This window comes from Variovorax sp. UC74_104, assembly GCF_044055375.1.
In the GTDB taxonomy this organism is placed as follows: Bacteria; Pseudomonadota; Gammaproteobacteria; order Burkholderiales; family Burkholderiaceae_C; genus Variovorax.
The window spans coordinates 1,046,922-1,065,550 of record NZ_CP171978.1 but is presented as its reverse complement, the minus strand read 5'-3'; the positions used below and the strand labels follow the sequence as shown (position 1 = coordinate 1,065,550).

18 protein-coding genes and 1 pseudogene are annotated in these 18,629 nt (G+C 69.1%); 13 read left to right on the top strand and 6 right to left on the bottom strand.

From position 1 onward, the window contains the following. Positions 1-20: 20 nt before the first annotated feature. The 6 genes and pseudogenes from ACHMXA_RS05140 to ACHMXA_RS05115 all read left to right on the top strand — a co-directional run bounded on the left by ACHMXA_RS05140 (position 21) and on the right by ACHMXA_RS05115 (position 7,057). On the top strand, positions 21-1,406 hold the full coding sequence (locus tag ACHMXA_RS05140) for an AmpG family muropeptide MFS transporter (RefSeq protein WP_395319032.1): 1,386 nt from the start codon (positions 21-23) through the stop codon (positions 1,404-1,406). Between the two features lie 180 nt (positions 1,407-1,586). Further along, complete coding sequence (locus ACHMXA_RS05135) at positions 1,587-2,789, top strand: beta-ketoacyl-[acyl-carrier-protein] synthase family protein (RefSeq protein ID WP_395319030.1); 1,203 nt, start codon at positions 1,587-1,589, stop codon at positions 2,787-2,789. Continuing rightward, the gene (locus ACHMXA_RS05130) at positions 2,786-3,652 is read left to right on the top strand and encodes a beta-ketoacyl synthase chain length factor (protein WP_395319028.1); all 867 of its coding nucleotides are present in this window, start codon (positions 2,786-2,788) and stop codon (positions 3,650-3,652) included. Before ACHMXA_RS05135 ends, ACHMXA_RS05130 begins: the two co-directional genes overlap by 4 nt. Before the next feature lie 117 nt (positions 3,653-3,769). Then, positions 3,770-4,493 (top strand): annotated as a pseudogene (locus tag ACHMXA_RS05125) (response regulator). Positions 4,494-4,504: 11 nt separating this feature from the next. Continuing rightward, positions 4,505-5,704, top strand: coding sequence for an ATP-binding protein (locus ACHMXA_RS05120; protein WP_176665738.1), 1,200 nt, complete (start codon positions 4,505-4,507; stop codon positions 5,702-5,704). A gap of 81 nt (positions 5,705-5,785) precedes the next feature. After that, entirely contained in the window at positions 5,786-7,057 is a 1,272-nt protein-coding gene (locus ACHMXA_RS05115) for an O-antigen ligase family protein (RefSeq protein ID WP_395319025.1), read from the top strand. Positions 7,058-7,113: 56 nt separating this feature from the next. Here the strand turns inward: ACHMXA_RS05115 and ACHMXA_RS05110 are convergent, their stop codons facing one another. Continuing rightward, complete coding sequence (locus ACHMXA_RS05110; protein WP_395319023.1) at positions 7,114-7,323, bottom strand: zinc-finger domain-containing protein; 210 nt, start codon at positions 7,321-7,323, stop codon at positions 7,114-7,116. Positions 7,324-7,352: 29 nt separating this feature from the next. Beyond that, on the bottom strand, positions 7,353-8,306 hold the full coding sequence (locus tag ACHMXA_RS05105) for a branched-chain amino acid transaminase (protein ID WP_395319021.1): 954 nt from the start codon (positions 8,304-8,306) through the stop codon (positions 7,353-7,355). Positions 8,307-8,440: 134 nt separating this feature from the next. On the opposite strand from ACHMXA_RS05105, the gene ACHMXA_RS05100 reads away from it, so the two are divergent. After that, a complete protein-coding gene (locus tag ACHMXA_RS05100) occupies positions 8,441-9,442 on the top strand; it encodes a recombination-associated protein RdgC (RefSeq protein ID WP_395319019.1) in 1,002 nt (333 codons plus the stop codon). Between the two features lie 18 nt (positions 9,443-9,460). On the opposite strand, the gene ACHMXA_RS05095 is transcribed toward ACHMXA_RS05100, so the two are convergent. Both ACHMXA_RS05095 and ACHMXA_RS05090 read right to left on the bottom strand, forming a co-directional pair. After that, entirely contained in the window at positions 9,461-10,672 is a 1,212-nt protein-coding gene (locus tag ACHMXA_RS05095; RefSeq protein WP_395319017.1) for a M20 aminoacylase family protein, read from the bottom strand. Between the two features lie 34 nt (positions 10,673-10,706). Beyond that, positions 10,707-12,023, bottom strand: a complete 1,317-nt coding sequence (locus ACHMXA_RS05090) for an MFS transporter (RefSeq protein WP_395319015.1) — start codon at positions 12,021-12,023, stop codon at positions 10,707-10,709. 190 nt (positions 12,024-12,213) lie between these two features. Between ACHMXA_RS05090 and ACHMXA_RS05085 the strand changes: the two genes are divergently transcribed. Continuing rightward, the gene (locus ACHMXA_RS05085) at positions 12,214-13,158 is read left to right on the top strand and encodes a LysR family transcriptional regulator (RefSeq protein WP_395319013.1); all 945 of its coding nucleotides are present in this window, start codon (positions 12,214-12,216) and stop codon (positions 13,156-13,158) included. Here the strand turns inward: ACHMXA_RS05085 and ACHMXA_RS05080 are convergent. After that, positions 13,155-13,589, bottom strand: a complete 435-nt coding sequence (locus ACHMXA_RS05080; protein WP_395319011.1) for a glycerate kinase — start codon at positions 13,587-13,589, stop codon at positions 13,155-13,157. The genes ACHMXA_RS05085 and ACHMXA_RS05080 overlap by 4 nt on opposite strands. A 149-nt stretch (positions 13,590-13,738) precedes the next feature. Between ACHMXA_RS05080 and ACHMXA_RS05075 the strand changes: the two genes are divergently transcribed. Beyond that, positions 13,739-14,194 carry a hypothetical protein gene (locus ACHMXA_RS05075; protein WP_395319009.1) on the top strand — a complete coding sequence of 152 codons (456 nt, stop codon included), beginning with the start codon at positions 13,739-13,741 and terminating at the stop codon, positions 14,192-14,194. 54 nt (positions 14,195-14,248) lie between these two features. Here the strand turns inward: ACHMXA_RS05075 and radA are convergent, their stop codons facing one another. Further along, positions 14,249-15,640: a DNA repair protein RadA gene (gene radA / locus ACHMXA_RS05070; protein ID WP_395319007.1), complete on the bottom strand. Its 1,392-nt coding sequence runs from the start codon at positions 15,638-15,640 to the stop codon at positions 14,249-14,251. Between the two features lie 99 nt (positions 15,641-15,739). Between radA and hpaR the strand changes: the two genes are divergently transcribed. From hpaR to ACHMXA_RS05050, 4 genes are all read left to right on the top strand, one after another. Then, positions 15,740-16,177 carry a homoprotocatechuate degradation operon regulator HpaR gene (gene hpaR, locus ACHMXA_RS05065; RefSeq protein ID WP_176665729.1) on the top strand — a complete coding sequence of 146 codons (438 nt, stop codon included), beginning with the start codon at positions 15,740-15,742 and terminating at the stop codon, positions 16,175-16,177. After that, on the top strand, positions 16,174-16,812 hold the full coding sequence (locus tag ACHMXA_RS05060) for a fumarylacetoacetate hydrolase family protein (RefSeq protein ID WP_395319004.1): 639 nt from the start codon (positions 16,174-16,176) through the stop codon (positions 16,810-16,812). Before hpaR ends, ACHMXA_RS05060 begins: the two co-directional genes overlap by 4 nt. After that, entirely contained in the window at positions 16,809-17,579 is a 771-nt protein-coding gene (locus ACHMXA_RS05055) for a fumarylacetoacetate hydrolase family protein (protein WP_395319002.1), read from the top strand. The genes ACHMXA_RS05060 and ACHMXA_RS05055 overlap by 4 nt, the downstream gene beginning before the upstream one ends. 69 nt (positions 17,580-17,648) lie before the next feature. Beyond that, positions 17,649-18,629: a Bug family tripartite tricarboxylate transporter substrate binding protein gene (locus ACHMXA_RS05050; RefSeq protein ID WP_395319000.1), complete on the top strand. Its 981-nt coding sequence runs from the start codon at positions 17,649-17,651 to the stop codon at positions 18,627-18,629.

Here is an 18,629-nt window from a genome sequence, read left to right as displayed (position 1 = left end):
GGGAACCCGGGCCTTCGCTCATGGACAATCCGGGGCACATGTCCGCCTCGCCCGCAGAAACCCCCACGCCCCCCTCTCCGCCCTGGCGCGACGCGCTGAAGGTCTACCTGGAACCCGCCACCCTGCGCATGCTGGCGCTGGGCTTCTCGGCGGGGCTGCCGCTCCTGCTGGTGCTGGGCACGCTGAGCTTCCGCCTGCGCGAGGCGGGCATCGACCGCACCACCATCGGCTATTTGAGCTGGGTCGGGTTGGCCTACGGCTTCAAATGGGTCTGGGCGCCGTTGGTCGACCGGCTGCCGCTGCCACCGCTCACCACCTTGCTGGGGCGCCGCCGCGGCTGGCTGCTGCTGGCGCAGTGCATGGTCATCGCGGGGCTGGCGGGCATGGCGGTCAACGACCCGCGCCACGGGCTCACGCCGCTGGTCTGGTGCGCGCTGGTGGTGGCCTTCGGCTCGGCCACGCAGGACATCGCGCTCGACGCCTTCCGCATCGAATCGGCCGAGCCGCGCAAGCAGGCCGCGCTGGCGGCCGCCTACCAGACGGGCTACCGGCTCGCGATGATCTGGGCCGGCGCCGGCGTGCTGTGGGTCGCGGCCTGGGCCGAGGTGGCGCCCGCGGTGGCGGCCACGGGCGCGGCGGCTTATCAGAACGGCGCCTGGAAGACGGCCTACCTGGTCATGGCGGGCTCGATGGCCGTCGGCGTGATCACGGTGCTGCTGTCGCCCGAGCCGGTGCCGGGTGCCCTGCCCAAGGCCCGCAGCGCCGCCGAGTGGCTGCGCAACGTGCTGGTCGAGCCTTTCGCCGATTTCATCCGCCGCTACAGATGGCAGGCGGTGCTGATCCTCTCGCTGATCGCCATCTACCGCATCAGCGACGTGGTGATGGGCATCATGGCCAACCCCTTCTACGTGGACATGGGCTTCACCAAGGACCAGGTGGCCTCGGTCAGCAAGATCTACGGCGTGATCATGACGCTGGTGGGCGCCTTCGTCGGCGGCGTGCTGTCGATGCGCCTGGGCGTGATGCGCGTGCTGATGATGGGCGCCGTGCTCAGTGCCGCCAGCAACCTGCTCTTCGCCTGGCTGGCCACCCGCGGGCACGACCTGACGGCGCTGATCGCGGTGGTGTCGGCCGACAACCTGGCCGGCGGCATCGCCTCGGCGGCCTTCATCGCCTACCTGTCGAGCCTCACCAACATCAGCTACTCGGCCACGCAGTACGCCCTGTTCAGCTCGCTGATGCTGCTGCTGCCGAAGTTCCTGGCCGGCTATTCGGGCGCCTTCGTGGACGCCTACGGCTACAGCAGCTTCTTCGTCGGCACCGCCCTGCTGGGCGCGCCGGTGCTGGTGCTGGTGGCGCTGGCCTCGCGGCTGACCACGACCACAAGCCCACAGGGCCGTCAATAGGGGTCTGCAGGGCCGGCTCCTATAGGAAACGGCCGACGCTGCGCAGGCCGCGCAACTGGTAGGCTGTGCCGGTATACATTCGTTTCTTTCAATGTCCTTTCTCCGCCGCGCGCTTTCGGGTTTTCCATTTTTCCGCGCGCCCATCGTCCGCCTGACCGACAGCCAAACACCTCCAAGATCGTGCCGTCCCGAATCTCTCCTCTTCAAATAAGTGCCTACACGGCCACCTGCGCCGTCGGTGTCGGCAAGGAAGCGCTGGCCGACGCGCTGGCGCAGTCGCGCAGCGGGCTGCGCGCCAACGACTTCGGCGACGCGCCGCTGCCCACCTGGATCGGCCGCGTCGACGGGGTCGAGGAGGCCCGGCTGCCCGAGTCGCTCGCGCAGTGGGACTGCCGCAACAACCGGCTCGCCTGGATGGGCCTGCAAGCCGACGGCTTCCTCGAGGCCGTGGCCGCGGCGCGCGAGAAGTACGGCGCCTCGCGCATCGCGCTGGTGCTGGGCACCTCCACCGCCAGCATCGGCGAGACCGAGCTGGCCTACACGCAGCTCGACGCGCAGGGCATGTTCCCGCCCGGGCAGCGCCGCGCCGAGGTGCACACGCCGCATTCGCTGGCCATGTTCGCGCAGCAGCTGCTGGGCATCAGCGGGCCCAGCGAGACGATTTCGACCGCCTGCTCCTCCAGCGCCAAGGTGTTCGCCTCGGCCGAGCGGCTGATCCGCCTGGGCCTGGCCGACGCGGCCGTGGTCGGCGGGGCCGACACGCTGTGCGGCAGCGTGCTGTTCGGCTTCAACTCGCTCGAACTGGTGTCGAGCGAGCCCTGCCGGCCCTTCGACGCCGCGCGCAAGGGCATCAGCCTGGGCGAGGCCGCGGGCTTCGCGCTGGTCGAGCGCGTGCAGGCCGGCGCAGATGCCGCGCCGCTGCACCTGCTGGGCTACGGCGAGGCGAGCGACGCGCACCACATGTCGACGCCGCACCCCGAGGGCCTGGGCGCCGAGCGCGCGCTCGACGAGGCACTGGCGCGCGCCGGCCTCGCGCCCGAGGCCATCGACTACATCAACATGCACGGCACCGCGAGCCAGAAGAACGACGAGGTCGAGGGCGCGCTGGTGGCGCGCCGCTTCCCGGCGCGCACGCACGCGAGCTCCACCAAGGGCTTCATGGGCCACACGCTGGGCGCGGCCGGCATCGTCGAGGCCGTCATCAGCCTGCTGGCGATCGAGCGCGGCCTGATGCCGGGCACGGTCAACACGCAGACGCTGGACGAGGGCTTCGGCCCGCAGATCCGGCTGGAGCCGGCGCGCGGCGAGGTGCGCTACGCGCTGAGCAATTCCTTCGGCTTCGGCGGCAACAACTGCTCGCTGGTCTTCGGCAAGGCGGCATGAACGACATGAACCAGGCCGCACCCAAGCCCCCCACCCTCTACATCGAAGGCCCCGCCTTCTGGACGCCCACGCTGCCCGGCTGGGACGCCGCGCGCGCCGCCTTCCGCGGCGAAGGCGCGCTGGCCGATCCGCCCGCCAAGCGGCCTTCTCCGCAGGTGCTGGCCCCGGCCGAGCGCCGCCGCGCGCCCGACACCGTGGCGCTGGCGCTCGAAGTGGCCGCCGCCGCCCTCGCCGGCTCCGGCCGCAATGCGGCCGACGTGCCCTGCGTGTTCACGTCGGCGCACGGCGACCTGTCGATCAACGACTACATGTGCAGCACGCTCGCAAGCGATCCGAAGGGGCTGTCGCCCACCAAGTTCCACAACTCGGTGCACAACGCGGCCGTGGGCTATTGGACCATCGGCACCGGCTGCATGGCGGCCAGCAATGCGGTTTCGGCCTATGAGCACAGCTTCGCCTCGGGCCTGCTGGAGGCCGCGGTGCAATCCGCCTGCGACCAGGAGCCGGTGCTGCTGGTGGGCTACGACACCCCCACCCTGGGCGCGCTGGCTTCCGTCACCGACAGCCGCGGCCTGCTCGCGGTGGCGCTGGTGATCGCTAGCGAACCCGGCGAGCGCACCGTGGCGGCGCTCGACTGGTCGCTCGTCAGCGAAGACGGCAAGGCTCCCGCGGCCACGCCGCCGCGTTCCGAAGCCGCGAAGTCGCTGGCTGAGATCAACCCCATGGCCCAGTCGCTGGGCCTCTTCGAATCGCTGGCACATCTCGATGACGGCAATGTCGGCGGCGCGGGCACGCCGGTCGACCTGCCGCTTTCCGCGTCCCTGTCGCTGCGGCTGCAGTTGCGGCCGCTCGCGCGGGGCTGAGCCCACGGCCACTGTAACCGGCGCTATGCTTTTCGCAGCATGGCCGGTTGACAGGGGTTGCCGAGGTTTACCCAACTTTACGGAGCGTTCAAGCCCTCTTGCTCCCGGTGGACGACCATGAAGCGCATGAGCACCCCCCAACTCCTGATGATCGAAGACGACGCCCGCCTGGCGCAGATGGTGGGCGAGTACCTGACGCAGTCGGGCTTCGCGTTCAACCATGCCGGCGACGGCGCCGCCGGGCTAGAGCAGCTGCAGCAGCACGCGCCCCGACCTGGTGATCCTCGACCTGATGCTGCCCGACACCGACGGCCTTGAAGTCTGCCGCCGCATCCGCGCGCTGCCCGGTCCGCTGTCGAAGGTGTCGGTGCTGATGCTCACCGCCAAGGGCGACCCCATGGACCGCATCATCGGCCTGGAGATCGGTGCCGACGACTACCTGCCCAAGCCCTTCGAGCCGCGCGAGCTGCTGGCGCGCATCCGCGCCGTGCTGCGCCGCCGCGCCGAGAGCGCCACGGAGGCCGAGGCTTCGTCGGTGATGCGCTTCGGCACGCTGGAGATCGACCGCAACGCGCGCACCGTGTCGGTGGGCGGCGCGTTGGCCGACCTCACCTCCTACCAGTTCGACCTGCTGACCGCGATGGCAGAGCGCGCGGGCCGCGTGCTCACGCGCGACCAGATCATGGAAGCCGTGCGCGGCCGCGAGCTCGAAGCCTTCGACCGCTCTATCGACGTGCACATGGGCCGCATCCGCGCGGCCATCGAGGTCGACGCGAAGAACCCGAAGCGCATCCTCACGGTGCGCGGCGTGGGCTACGTCTTCGCCAAGCAGCAAGACTAGGCTGACCGCCGATGCTGCGCAGTCTCTATTCGCGCCACCTCTACGTCCGCATCTGGCTCGCGGTGGTGGGCGGCGTCGTCATCCTCACGCTGATGGCCAACTGGATCGTGCGCGAGGCTGCCGAGGCCGAGCGCGAGCGGCTGGCGCCGGTGCCGCGCAACGTGGTGGTGCTGGACGCGCAGGACAAGCCCATCGGCGCGGGCACCGCGCTGCGCGTACCGGGCCAGGGCCTGGAGTTCGACGTGACGCTCAGCGACGGCAAGGCCATCACGCTGCGCGTGGCGCCTCGCGAGCGGCCCACGGGCTCGACCGGCTTCGCACCGTGGCGCACGCCCTTCGGGCTGGGCTGGATGATCGCGCTGGTGGGCGTGGCGGTGGCGCTGGGCGTGTACCCGATCGTGCGGCGCATCACGCAGCGGCTGGAATCGCTGCAGCGCGGCGTGCAGCGGTGGGGCGAAGGCGACCTTTCAGTGCGCGTGACAGAAGAAGGGCAGGACGAAGTGGCTGATCTATCCAAACGATTCAACGCGTCGGCCGAGCGCATCGAGCAGCTGGTGCGTTCGCACAAGTCGCTGCTGGCCAACGCCTCGCACGAGCTGCGCTCGCCGCTCACCCGCATCCGCATGGGCCTGGAGCTGATGGGCGAGCGCCCGAGCCAGTCGGCGCGCGAGGAGATTTCGCGCAACATCGGCGAGCTCGACCAGCTCATCGACGAGATCCTGCTGGCCAGCCGGCTCGACGCCAGCGAGGCCGACATGGGCACCATCGAGCCCGTCGACCTGACCGGCTTGGCGGCCGAGGAATGCTCGCAGGTCAACGCCGAGCTCGACCTGGCCGACGGCACCGACAACGCCACCCTCACCGTGCCGGGCGTGTCGCGCCTGCTGCGCCGCGCCATTCGCAACCTGCTGGAGAACGCGCGCCGCTACGGCGCCGGCGAGATCGCGGTGGAACTCGGCAGTGCCAACGGCTATGCCACTGTGCGCGTGAACGACCGCGGCCCGGGCGTGCCGGCCGCCCTGCGCGAACGCATCTTCGAACCGTTCTACCGCCTGCCCGGCGCCAGCGAGCGCAACGGCGGCGTGGGCCTGGGGCTGGCGCTGGTGAAGTCGATCGCCGAGCGGCACGGCGGCACCGTGCGCTGCGAAGACCGTCCGGGCGGCGGCGCGAGCTTCGTGATCCGCCTGCCGGCGGCCGCGCGCAGCCACTGAGCGCGCACTGTCCACCACCCCCGCCCGCGCGGGGTCGTGGTCAGGTTGGCCCCGGGGACGCCAACATAAAATCCCGGCCCTATGCAGAGATCGCACATCGTTCGGCCCGCGGCCATGTTCTGGGGGCTGGTGGTGTTCATGCCGGTCGGCGTCACGTATCTTTCGGCCATCGTGCTGCTGCTCGCCATGCTGGTGGCCGGCGGCCTCGGCGAGCGCTACGCGCGGCTGCGCGCCAATCCGCTGTGGTGGCCGGTGATGGCCTATTTCGCCTGGACCCTCATCGTGCTGGCCATCGGGCAGCACTATCCCGAGACCGGCTCCAACCTGTTCCACGGCATCCGCATCGGCCTCACCATGCTGATGGCGATGGCGCTCACGCGCGAGGAGGCCATTTGGGCGCTGCGCGGCTTCCTGCTGATCGCGGCGCTGAACATCGTGCTGGTCATCGTCTTCTATGCGGTCGGCGGCTTCAACATCTGGTCGCCGCTGCGCGCGGTGGTGATGGAGGTGGGCAACAAGTCGATCAGCAACGCGCTGCTGTTCAGCGTGGTGGCCTCCACCGCCGCCGTGTGGGGCATCGCGCAGATCGCCGCCCACAGGCCGTTGCGCGCCATTCCGGCCTTCGTGCTGATGCTCGGGCTGGGCCTGGTGGTGGCGCTGCCGCTGACCTCGCGCACCTCGGTGCTCGCGCTGCTGCTTGTGATCCCGGTGGTGTGCATCCACCAGTGGCGCAGCCACCTGAAGATGCTGGTGGGCGCGCTGGTGCTGGGTGCCGTGGTGATGGGCGCCGGGCTCTACCAGCTGCCGCAGCTGCAGCACAAGGTCGAAGTCGGCGTGCAGGAACTCGAGGAGGCGCAGGCCGGCGCGGTCTTCAAGGGCAGCTGGGCCATCCGCTACTACATGTACCGCGACACGGGCCTCATGATCGCCGACCGTCCGTTCACCGGCTGGGGCATCGGCGGCTGGACCGACCAGTGGCACAAGCGCGGCCCCGCGCTGCTGGCCGACTCGAACATGCCGCACAACGACTTCCTCTGGGTCGGCGCCCAGGGCGGACTGCCCGCCCTGCTGAGCCTGCTCTTCATCATGGTCGCCGCCGTCTGGCAGGCATGGAAGCGGCCCGACATCGCCGGCCGCTACGCGCTGGCCGCAACGCTCATCGCGCTGATCGCGTCGAGCGTGAACTCGGCCATGCGCGACGCGCAGATCGGCCTGGCGCTGCTGTTCATCTCGATGGTCTACCTGCGGCTCGCGCAGGAGAAGAACGACCCGAATCCGTGGCGCGGACTGCTGTCCTCGCGCCTGAAAAGCCTGGAGAGCCTGGAAAAAGACCCCGCCCGCCCGGCTGCCTGAAGAGGCATCGGACGACCGGGGCCGGTCGGTTCAGCGAACCAGCGGTTCGCCCGGGCTCAGTGCCGCGCCGACACCGCCTCGCCGGCCTTCAGCCGGTACAGCGTGCCGCAATACGGGCACTTGGCTTCGCCGGTGCGCGCCACGTCGAGGTAGACCTTCGGGTGGCTGTTCCAGAGCTTCATGTCGGCCTTGGGGCTGGGGCAGAACACGCCGCCCTGATGATTGAGTTCCTTGGCCAGGAGTTCGACTACTGCATTGGTGGACATGGGATCGTTCTCTCGTTCTCTTCTTCTGCTCAGACTTTCGTGAGCCAGTGTGCGTACTTGGGGTTCTTGCCGTTCACGATGTCGAAGAAGGCCGCCTGGATCTTCTCGGTGATCGGGCCGCGCGCGCCGCCGTCGCCTCGGTTGCCGATCTCGACGCGGTCGAGTTCGCGGATGGGCGTGACTTCTGCGGCCGTGCCGGTGAAGAAGGCCTCGTCGGCGACGTAGACCTCGTCGCGCGTGATGCGCTTTTGCACCAGCTCCAGGCCCAGGTCCTTGCACACGTGCAGGATGGTGTTGCGGGTGATGCCGTTGAGCGCGCCGGCCGAGAGGTCGGGCGTGTAGACCACGCCGCCCTTGACCACGAAGATGTTCTCGCCCGCGCCTTCCGACACGAAGCCGCTCACGTCGAGCAGCAGCGCCTCGTCGTAGCCGTCGTCCAGCGCTTCCATGTTGGCCAGGATCGAGTTGGTGTAGTTGCTCACCGTCTTGGCCTGCGTCATCGTGATGTTGACGTGGTGGCGGGTGTAGCTCGAGGTCTTCACGCGGATGCCGCGCTTCATGCCCTCTTCGCCCAGGTAGGCGCCCCAGGACCAGGCCGCGACCATGGCGTGAATCTTGTTGCCCTTGGGGCTCACGCCCAGCTTCTCGGAGCCGATCCAGATCAGCGGGCGCAGGTAGCAGCTCTCGAGCTTGTTCTCGCGCACCACCTGCTTCTGGGCCTCGTTGAGCTGCTCCTGCGTGAAGGGAATCTTCATGCGCAGGATCTTGGCGCTGTTGAACAGGCGCTCGGTGTGCTCGGCCAGGCGGAAGATCGCGGTGCTGCCGTCGGCCGTCTTGTAGGCGCGCACGCCCTCGAAGGCGCCGCAGCCGTAGTGCAGCGTGTGGCTCAGCACGTGGATCTTGGCGTCGCGCCAGTCCACGAGTTCGCCGTCCATCCAGATCTTGCCGTCACGGTCGTCCAGCGAGGGGGGGATCGAGCTCATTTCCTGATTCCTTTGGGATCGGTGTGGGGGTGCGACAGGAAGGGAAGTCGCAAAAGCTTGCGATTTTACGGCCGGGGCCGCAACGGGGTGCCCGACAATGGCCGGTTGTGCAAACCAGTGGGAAAAGGGTTTCCGTGTCCGTATTCAAGAACGTCATCGTCTATCGCATCGAACCTGCCTGGTCCCAGACACTGGCCGAGGCCGAAGAAGGCCTGGGCAAGCAGCGCTTCGAACCCTGCGGCCCCTCGCAGGAAAAGTCCGCCGGCTGGATCGAGCCGCGCGGCGAGGCCAACGGTCCGCTGGTGGAGTCCATCGACGGCCAGTGGCTGGTCGAATACATGATCGAGAGCAAGCAGGTGCCCGGCTCCGTGGTTCGCCGCAAGGTCGACGAGCGCTGCGCCCACATCGAGGCCACCACCGGCCGCAAGCCCGGCAAGAAGGAAAAGAAGGAGCTCAAGGAAGACATCACGCTCGAGCTGCTGCCCATGGCCTTCACCCGCAGCGCCCGCGTCACGGTGTGGATCGACAAGGCCGAGAACCGCCTGGTGATCAACACCGGCAACGCCTCGCGCGCCGACGAAGTGGTCACCAGCCTCGTGAAGTCGCTCGACGGCTTCGCGGTGGCTCTCATCAACACCCAGATCGAGCCCGCCGCCGCCATGGCCAACTGGCTGCTCACGCAGGAGCCGCCGGCCGGCTTCACCATCGACCGCGAGTGTGAGCTCAAGGCCAGCGACGACTCCAAGGCCGTGGTGCGCTACGCCAAGCACCCGCTGGACATCGACGAGGTCAAGCAGCACATCACCGACGGCAAGCGCCCCACCCGCCTCGCGCTGACCTGGGACGACCGCGTGTCCTTCGAACTCACGCACGGCCTGCTGATCCGTAAGATCGCCTTCCTCGAAGGCACGGGCGACGGCGCGGCCGGCGGCAAGAAGGAAGACAACTTCGACGCCGACGTGGCCATCGCCACGGGCGAGCTGGGCCAGCTGGTGCCGGCGCTGCTCGATGCGCTGGGCGGCGAGGCGGCTTTCTCGGCGGCGGCGCCAGACGAAGCGCCCAAGCCCACTGTTGCAGCCGCGCCCACGACGACCGTGCCGGCCGATGCGCCCGAGGAAGAAGACGCGCCGTTCTGACGCGCCTTCATCGGCAGCTCAGGCGACCAGGTAAGTCTGGGCCAATCGCATCCAGCAGGCGGCACCCAGCGGCAGCACTTCGTCGTTGAAGTCGTAGCCGGGGTTGTGGACCATGCAGCCGCCGAATTCGCCCTCGCCGTTGCCCAGCAGCAAGTAGCAGCCCGGCAGTTCGGAGAGCATCCAGGCGAAGTCCTCGCTGCCCGAGAAGCCCTTGGGCGCCTGCCTGACGACGTTCTCCTCGCCCACCAGCTCGGCGCACACTTGCGCGGCCAGCTCGGTCTCGGCCGCGGTGTTGACCACCGGCGGCACGAGCTGGCGGTAGTCGATCTCGGCTTCCACGCCGTGCGCCTGCGCGGTGAGGCTCACGATCTCGCGGATGCGCTGCTCGACCAGCGCGCGCGTCTCGGGCCGGGCCGCGCGCACGTTCAGGCCCAGCGACACCGACTGCGGGATCACGTTGTGCGTCGCACCGCCGCGGATGAAGCCGACCGACACCACTGCCGTGTCGTCGGGCGCCACATTGCGCGCCACCACCGTCTGCAGCGCCGTCACCACCGCGGCGGCGGCCGCGACCGGGTCGCGCGCGCGGTGCGGCATGGCGCCGTGTCCGCCCACGCCCTTGAGGGTGACGTCGGCCACGTCTGACGACAGCGTGACCGGGCCTTCGATCGCCATCATCGTGCCCACCGGCACGCCCGGCGCGTTGTGCAGCGCGTAGACCGCGTCGCAGGGGAAGCGCTCGAACAGGCCGTCATCGATCATGGCGCGCGCGCCGCAGAGGTTTTCTTCGTCGGGCTGGAAGATCAGGTTCAGCGTGCCGTCGAAGTTGCGCGCCTTCGCCAGCGCCTTGGCCGCCGCCAGCAGGATGGCCGTGTGGCCGTCATGACCGCAGGCGTGCATGCGCCCGGCGTTGCGGCTGGCGTACGGCAGGCCGGTGGCCTCGGTGATGGGCAGTGCGTCCATGTCGGCGCGGATGCCCAGCCGGCGCGTGCCGCTGCCGAGCCTGAGCTGCGCCACGATGCCGGTGCGGCCGACGCCGGTGTGCACCTCGTAGCCCCAGCTGCGCAGCAGGTTCGCGACCAGCTCGCTGGTGGCGTTCACTTCGAAGCCGAGCTCGGGGTTGGCGTGGATCTGCCTGCGGATGTCGACGAAGGCCTGGGTGTCGACGTCGGCCTGCGGCAGCAGGCGCGACAGGAGCTTGGTGGTCTGGGGGCTGAGTTGGCGGGTCATTCTTGGAGCTTCCTGCTTGTGATCGTCGTGGGGTTCATGCCGCCTTGCGTTCGCGCAGGCTCAGCAGCGCGCAGAGGCTGATCACCCCGCAGGCCATCATGTAGAAGGCCGGCGAGAGCGGGTTGCCGGTCTTCGCCAGCAGCCAGGTCGCGATGAACTGCGAGGAGCCGCCGAACACCGTGACGCCCACGCTGTAGATCACCGAGATGCCGCTGGCGCGCACGCCGGCCGGCAGCATCTCCAGCAGCATCAGGAACATGGGCGTGGTGCCGATGTTCACGCTCGCGGTGAGCAGCGCCGACAGGCACAGCACCAGCGGCACGCTCGGGTACTGGCCGATGAGCCAGAACACCGGGTACACCGCGATCACGCTGAAGAGCAGCGAGCCGACCACCAGCGGCTTGCGATTCGGCAGCCGGTCGGCCAGCCGCCCCGCCACCAGCGACACCGCGAACAGCGTGATGCCCGTGACGCAGCCCGACAGCAGCGACAGCGACGGCGGCATGTGCAGCACGCGGATCATGTAGGTGGGCATGAAGAACACCACGAGGTACATCGTGGCCGTGCCCGCGGTGGTGGCGAGGATGCCCTTGAGCACCAGGCCGCCGTGGTTGCGCAGCAGCCGGCCGATGGGGCTGGCCTCGTGGCTCTCGGCAACGTGCGTCTCTTCGAGGTGCGAGCGGATGTAGAGCCCCACCGGCGCGATCAGCAGCCCGAGCAGGAACGGCAGGCGCCAGCCCCAGCTCTCCAGCGAGGCCTGCGGCAGCGCGGCATACAGCGCGGCGCCGGTGAGCGCGCCCAGCAGCGCCGACACGCCCTGGCTGGCGAGCTGCCAGCTCACGCGGAAACCGCGGCCCTTCACGCCGCCCGCCTCCATCAGCATCGACGTGGCTGCGCCCACCTCGCCGCCGAGCGAGAAGCCCTGCAGCAGCCGGCCCGCGAGGATCATCAGCGAGCCGAACACGCCGGCCGATGCATACGGCGGCGCGAACGCGATGCACAGCGTGCCGAGCACCATGAGGCCGATGGTCAGCGTCATTGCGGCCTTGCGGCCCTTGCGGTCGGCGTAGTTGCCGATGATCACGCCGCCCAGCGGCCGCATCACGAAGCCGATGCCGAAGGTGGCCACCGCCAGCAGCAGCGAGCCGTAGGGGCTGTCGGAGGGGAAGAACAGCTTGCCGATCAGCAGCGAGAAGAAGCTGTAGACGGTGAAGTCGTACATCTCCAGCGCATTGCCCAGCGAGCAGGCGGCGATCAGGCGGAACTGGCTCTGCTTTCCCTTGCCGTGCGCCGTGGCGCCAGTTGAAGAAGAACCCAGGATCGGGCTTGCGGGCAATGCGGCTTCGCTCATCTAATGTCACTCCAACGTACAGGTTGCGGTGGGCACGGGCCCGTTCGCGGCGGAGTATTCAGGCAAAGCGCTGCGGCGAAGAATCACAAATTTTCATGCTGATAACCAAACGGCATCCCCGTCATAAACAGGCACCGGAAGCCATCGGGACAAGCCCCAAGACGCCTCTTTACGGCAGATCGGCACCACGATGAAGCTGCAACAGTTGCGCGTACTGCTGGCCGTGGCGCAGCACGGCAGCATCCACGAGGCCTCGCGCAGCCTGCACACCACCCAGCCTGCGCTGTCGAAGACCATCTCGGAGCTGGAGCGCGAGCTCGGCGTGACGCTGATGTCGCGCTCCACCCGCGGCGTGAGCCTCACGGCCTACGGCACGGCGCTGGTCAAGCGCGCGAGCGTGGTCGAGCAGGAACTGCGGCACGCGCTGGAAGACATCGAGGCGATCCGCGGGCACGACGAGGCGCAGCTCAACATCGGCTTCACCGCCGTGGCGTCGAGCGGACCGCTGCCCGATGCGATGGCCTCGTTCCGCAGGCGCTTTCCCAACGTGGCGCTGCGCGGCTTCGAGCTGCGGCCGCAGCAGATCTTCGAGGGCCTGCGCGAGGGCCGGCTCGACCTGGGCATGGTCTCCACCTGCAACGGGCCGGGCACCAATGCCTTCCAGTGGGAGCCGCTGTTCTCGGTGGCCATGCACCTGTCGGTGCGCGCCGGCCATCCGCTTAGGCGCGTGCGCAGGCTGCAGCCGCTGGTGGACGCCGACTGGCTGGTGCTCGACCCGATCGACGACGCGGGCAGCCCGCTGGTGAGCATGATGAACATGCACGGGCTGGAGATGCCCAGGCGCATGGTGCACAGCGCCTCGAACCTGCTGGGGCTGCAGCTGGCCACGCAGACCGACCTGATCAGCATGTGGTCGGACTTCGTGTTCCACGGGGCGGGGCCGCTGCGGCTGCAGCCGCACCTCCTGGAGAAGCTGCCGATCACCGACGAACTGCCGGACTTCGACGTGTTCCTGGTCTACCGCTCGGCCGACCTGATGACGCATGCATGCGCCGAGTTCGCGAAGGAGGCGCGCCACCAGGCGAAGGCGAATCCGCCCTGGCGGCAGCCCGGGCGAAAGGGGAGTGCGGCCTAGGCTGCCGTGTCGCTGCCCTCGTCGTCAGCCGGTGTCTCAGGGCGCGTCAGCGTCCAGCTCTGCAGCTTGCCGCCTTTGAAGACGGTGTCGACGTACGAGCCGCCGCCGTCGGTCCAGCGGTAGTGCTCAGGCTGCTCGTCCTTGGGCGAGCGCAGTTCGCCGAGGGCGCGCGTCATCGCGATCACGTGCATCAGCGTGACGCCGGGCTTGAGCTTGGCATTGAGCATCACGGCGCTGCCCACGTAGCCCACCGGCCGCTCGGCCGCGCGCTTGAGCACCTGCATGGCGCGGTTGAAGTGCAGCAGCAGGAACATCACGATCGCGCCGCCGGCCAGGGCGACGCCGCCCCAACCGCCAGCGCGCCAGGCCAGCGCCATGACGACGATGGCGCCCAGAGGCAGCAGAAAGTTCTTGAAATTCATGGCGCGCATTGTCGCCGCCCGTGCACGCCGCCCCGAAGTAGCCAGCCCGACTACCGCAAGGGGCGAAAAACGGTACTCGGCTTCAAAAGCACTTTGCGCGGGCGCATCGACTGGCACATTTCGCCGCACGGGCATCTGCCCGGGCCACCGAAAAGCGTATGACCATTCCGCGCTCCGTCACATTCGTTCGTCTCACCCTCGCCGCCACGCTCACGGCCGCCGCACTCAGCGGCTGCTACGTCGTGCCGCTCGGGCAACCCGCTCCGGCAGCGCCGCCTTCGCAGGCCTACGCCGTCGCACCGGGCCCCGTCGCACAGACCTTCAACGCGCGGCTGTACCCGTCGAATGCCGAAGCCTCGCGCTACGGCGTCGTCGCCGGCACGGTGACCAACGACATGAACGGCCGCGGCCACTTCAACGCACAGATCGGCGACGAGCAGTTTCAGGGAGAGGCAACCCGGGTCGCCGGCTCGCGTGCCAACGGCGTGGCGAACGCCACCGGCAGCCGCGGCGGCAACCTGAGTTGCCAGTATTCGATGAACTCGGCCACCTTGGGCAGCGGCCAGTGCGTGCTCAACAGCGGCCCGGCGTTCACGATGCACATAGGGGGATAGGGAGGGTAGGCCCGGCGCGTCATCGCGCGCGCCGGGTCATTTTTTCCCCGGGATTCAGTCGAGGCGGCGGACGACGTCCATCGCCTCCTCGATGCGGTCCACCGCGTGGATCGTCAGCCCTTCGATTTCCTTCGCGCCCTTCTTGGGCGCGTTCGCCTTCGGCACCACCGCCACGCTGAAACCCAGCTTGGCGGCCTCGCGCAGGCGCTCCTGCCCGCGCGGCGCGGGGCGCACCTCGCCGGCCAGGCCCACTTCGCCGAATGCGATGAAGCCCTTGGGCATGGGCTTGCCGCGCAGGCTGGAGGTGATGGCCAGCATCACGGCCAGGTCGGCCGCGGGCTCGCTGATGCGCACGCCGCCCACCGCGTTGACGAACACGTCCTGGTCCATGCAGGCTACGCCGGCATGGCGGTGCAGCACCGCCAGCAGCATCGCGAGGCGGTCGCGGTCCAGGCCCACCGAGAGGCGGCGCGGGCTGGGCCCGCCATTGTCGACCAGCGCCTGGATCTCCACCAGCATCGGCCGCGTGCCTTCCAGCGTGACGAGCACCACGCTGCCCGGCACCGGCTCGGCATGCTGGCTCAGGAAGATCGCGCTCGGGTTGGTCACGCCCTTCAGGCCGCGCTCGGTCATCGCGAACACGCCGATCTCGTTGACCGCGCCGAAGCGGTTCTTGATGGCGCGCACGAGGCGGAAGCTCGAATGCGTGTCGCCCTCGAAGTACAGCACCGTGTCGACCATGTGCTCCAGCACGCGCGGGCCGGCGAGCGCGCCCTCCTTCGTGACGTGGCCCACCAGCACCACGGCCGTGCCGCTGGTCTTGGCGAAGCGCGTGAGGTGTGCCGCGCACTCGCGCACCTGCGCCACCGAGCCGGGCGCCGAGGTGAGCTGGTCGGAATACACGGTCTGGATCGAGTCGATCACCGCGATGGCCGGCCGCGTGGCGTCGAGCGTGGCGATGATCTTCTCCAGCTGGATCTCTGCCAGCACCTGCACCTGCGAGTGGTCGAGGCCCAGCCGCCTGGAGCGCAGCGCCACCTGCGAGCCGCTTTCCTCGCCAGTGACGTAGAGCGCGTTCTGCCCGGCATGCTGCAGCGCGTCGACTGCCTGCAGCAGCAGCGTCGACTTGCCGATGCCCGGGTCGCCGCCGATCAGCGTGACGCCGCCCGAAACGATGCCGCCGCCCAGCACGCGGTCGAGCTCGTCGATGCCGGTCGGCGTGCGCGCGACGTCGGTCGCCTCGATCTCGGAAAGGGTCGCGAGCTCCGATGCGCCCGCGAGCGATGCGAACTGGGTGCCGAAGCGGTTGTTGGCGGGCCCGCTGCCCGCGCCCGCGACCTGCTCGACGAGCGTGTTCCATGCGCCGCAGCTGGGGCATTTGCCGAGCCACTTCGGGCTGGTGCCGCCGCATTCGCTGCAGACGAAAGTTGTTTTGTCCTTGGCCATGCGGCGAGTTTAGGTGTCCGTACAAACCCTGATCCGCGGCTTCTTGAAAAGAAACGGCCAATTATTTAACATCTTAAATAATTTCGGAAGAGACAAGCCTTGAGCACCACATTCACTCATCGCAACCTGCCGCGCCTTCTGCTGCAGGCACGCGAGGCCGTGATGGCCCACACGCGGCCCAGCCTGCGCGAGCACGCGCTGTCCGACCAGCAGTGGCGCGTGCTGCGCGTGCTGGGCGAGCACGGCGCGGTCGACACCGGGCGCGTGGCGCGCGAGGCCTTCATCCTCGGGCCCAGCCTCACCGGCGTGCTCGCGCGCATGGAACGCGACAACCTCATCACCCGCGCGCGTGATCCGGCCGACCAGCGCCGCACCGTGGTCGAGGCCACGCCGCACGGCATGAAGCTGGTGAAGCGGCTGGGAACCAGCATCGAGGCGCACTACGAGTGGATGGAAGAGTCCCTCGGCAAGGCCAAGCTCGCGCAGCTCTACGGGCTGCTCGATGAACTCATCGCACTGGAGCAACCCTCGCCATGAGCAGCACTCCGCATTTCCTGCCCACGGGCACGGTGTACGGCACCCTGCTCAACTTCCGCGCGGAGGTGGAAGCGCTCGCGCCGCAGATGCCGCAGCCGCCCTACAAGGCACCGCCGAAGGCGCCTGTTCTCTACGTCAAGACGGCCAACACCTGGAGCCCGCACGGCAGCGCCATCACGGTGCCCGCCGGCGTGCCGGAGGTCGAAGTCGGCGCAAGCATCGGCATGGTGATCGGCGCCGAGGGCGACGTGGAAGGCTTCGTGCTGATGAACGACCTGTCGATCCCGCACGCGAGCTTCTTCCGGCCGCCGGTCAAGTTCAAGTGCGTCGATGGCTTCCTCGGCATCGGCGCCGTGCTGCGCGACGCGCAGGAGGTGGCCGACCCCGCCGGCTTCCGCGTGGAGGTTCGCATCAACGGCGAGCTGAAGCAGTCGCTCGACTTCTCGCAGCTCGTACGCCCCGCGCAGCAGCTGCTCGCCGACGTCGGCGAATTCATGACGCTCGCGCACGGCGACGTGCTGATGCTCGGCTGCGGCCCCGGCCGGCCGCTGGCCCGCGCGGGCGACCGCATCGACATCTCCGCGCCGGGCTTCGAGACCCTGAGCAACACGCTGGTGAAGGAAGCCACGGCATGAAGCACGCACGCGTCATCTTCGAAGGCCGCGAGCACACCGGCACCGGCCATGAACTCGACGGCCGCCCCGACGCAGCGGTGCGGCTGGACGACGGCCGCGTCGTGCCGCAGGAGCAGCTGGTGTGGCTGCCGCCGCTCGCGCCCACCGCACGTCCGCGCACCATCCTCGCGCTGGGCCTGAACTACGCCGACCACGCCAAGGAGCTCGAGTTCAAGGCACCCGAGGAGCCGCTGGTGTTCGTCAAGGGCCAGAGCACGCTCATCGGCCATCGACAGCAAACGCACCGCCCTGCCGGCGTGCAGTTCATGCACTACGAATGCGAGCTCGCCATCGTGGTCGGCAGGACCGCGAGGAACGTGAAGCGCGAGGACGCCTACGACTTCATCGGCGGCTACACGGTGGCCAACGACTACGCCATCCGCGACTACCTGGAGAACTGGTACCGCCCCAACCTGCGCGTGAAGAACCGCGACACCTGCACACCGCTGGGCCCGTGGCTGGTCGACGCCGCCGACATCGCCGACCCGATGGCGCTCGCGCTGCGCACCACGGTGAACGGCACCGTCACGCAGGAGGGCAACACGCGCGACATGATCTTCGATGCGCCCTTCCTCATCGAGTACTTCAGCCGCTTCATGACGCTCTCGCCGGGCGACCTGATCCTCACCGGCACGCCCGACGGCGTGGTCGACTGCAAGCCGGGCGACGTGATCGTCACCGAGATCGAGGGCGTGGGCGCACTGGTCAACACCATCGCGGCGGCCTGAGCCGGCGCGCTGTCGCAGCGCACTTTTTCCTTGCCATATCCATAACCAGATCAGCGGAGACAACACGACATGATCACCGGCAGAAAGCTCCTCCAGTTCACCGCGGCCGCTCTGGCGCTGGCCGTCTCGGCCACGGCCCTCGCGCAGACCGCCTACCCCGCCAAGCCCGTGCGCTGGGTGGTCGGCTACCCGGCCGGCGGCGGCACCGACTTCCTCGCGCGCACCGTGGGCGCGCAGGTCTCGCAGCAGCTGGGCCAGCCGGTGCTGGTGGACAACCGCCCCGGCGCGGGCGCGATCATCGCGTCGGAGAACGTGGCGCGCTCGCCGGGCGACGGCTACACCGTGTTCTCCGCCGACAACGGCGTGCTGGTCTACAACCCCGCGCTCTACAAGAAGCTGCCCTACGACGCGGAGAAAGACTTCGCGCTCGTCGGCATGATGGGCCGCTCGCCGCTCATCATCACCGCCGCGCCCAACGCGGGCATCGCCGATGCGAAGGCGCTGCTGGCCGCGCTCAAGGCCTCGCCCGGCAAGTACAGCATCGCGACGCCGGGCACCGGCAGCCCGCACCACCTCGCCTACGAACTGTTCCAGCGCGAGGCCGGCGTATCGATGCTGCACGTGCCCTACAAGGGCGGCGCCCCTGCCCTGCAGGACCTGATGGGCGGCCAAGTCGCGCTGATGATGCTCGACCTGCCCAGCGGCGTGAGCGCGATCAGGGCCGGCAAGGTGATCCCGCTGCTGGCCATGTCGGGCGAGCGCGTGCCACAACTGCCCAACGTGCCCACCGCCAAGGAGCTCGGCTTCGCCAACGTCGAGGCCTACACATGGCAGGGCCTCGTCACGCCCGCGGCCACGCCGAAGGAAGTGCAGGCGAAGCTGGGCAGCGAGCTGCAGAAGGCCATGGCCGACGCCGGCGTGAAACAGAAGCTCTACGACGCCGGCTGGGAGGCACGCCCCGCCGACGCCACCGAAATGACGCGCTACGCCGACTCGGAGCGCAAGAAATGGCACACGCTCATCAAGGCGCGCGACATCAAACTGGACTGA